Below are 909 nucleotides of genomic sequence, written 5' to 3' on the forward strand. Positions count from 1 at the left end.
CGACCCAACCCGGTCGTCGGGACCGACGTCAGCTCTTCCCGAAAGCAGCCATTCATCAGCTGTCCGGCAACTTCGCATCGCGGCGGAAAACGAGTGGTATCAGGCCAGCCGTCCGCCCGGCCGGATATAGAGCCCTGGTTGCGCGAGATCGTCGTTGTCGACGATCGCGTCACAATGTGCCTCAGGCTCGGCGAAGCTTTCATACAGCGCATACGCTGGGCGGTACCGCTTAGCGTAGAGGTCGAGCGCTGCTGCTTCTCCCCCCAGCTTGCCCGCGTCCCGGCCTAGTCCGCGCGCCTGGGCTGTCTCGGCCGAGGTCCGCACGAAAAGAGCCACGTCCCAATGGTCGCGTAGTTCGGGGCGCTGGAGGAAAGTGCCGTCTACGATCAGGATGGCATCTGGCTCGGCGGTTTGTGCATCCTGCGCGAGCGGTCGATCAGCGTCGAGGTCGAAGGATGCGGTGCGGTAGCGTCGGTCTCCATCAGGTCCAAGCGGTGCGAGCAGGAGCTTGACGATAGCAGGGAGGTCGCGTGCGTCGTGATAGTAGCCCTCGGCCGAATGACGGCCTCGTGCGTAGCGCTCCACCCAGGGGCGATGAAAGCCATCGATGGATGTTCGGATGACGCTACGGTCCTGTTTGGTGAGCAGGGCGGCAAGCTCGTCGGCCAGTGTTGTCTTGCCCGAGGCCGTTCGACCATCGACAGCAACGCGGACCGGGTGGCCCAAGCGAAGGCGTCCGATCCGCTGGACGACAGGATCGAGTGTCTCAGCCCTGCTCACAGGTGCTTGGCCCTCAGCTTTTCGAAGCTTGACCATAGCTCCTTCCGCTAAAGTTGGGAAATGGACGCTAAAAGGCCAAGTCTGCTTCCATGTATTGCAGCTCGGAAGCGGACCGGCAGAAATCCACCC

General features: G+C 62.7%; 1 protein-coding gene. It reads right to left on the reverse strand.

The window, feature by feature from the left end; translation table 11 throughout:
* Window positions 1–99 precede the first annotated feature (99 nt).
* Window positions 100–726 carry a uridylate kinase gene (locus WYO_RS30360; protein ID WP_244424345.1) on the reverse strand — a complete coding sequence of 209 codons (627 nt, stop codon included), beginning with the start codon at window positions 724–726 and terminating at the stop codon, window positions 100–102.
* Between the last annotated feature and the right edge of the window lie 183 nt (window positions 727–909).

It is taken from the genome of Methylobacterium sp. GXF4, assembly GCF_000272495.1.
GTDB lineage: Bacteria > Pseudomonadota > Alphaproteobacteria > Rhizobiales > Beijerinckiaceae > Methylobacterium > Methylobacterium brachiatum.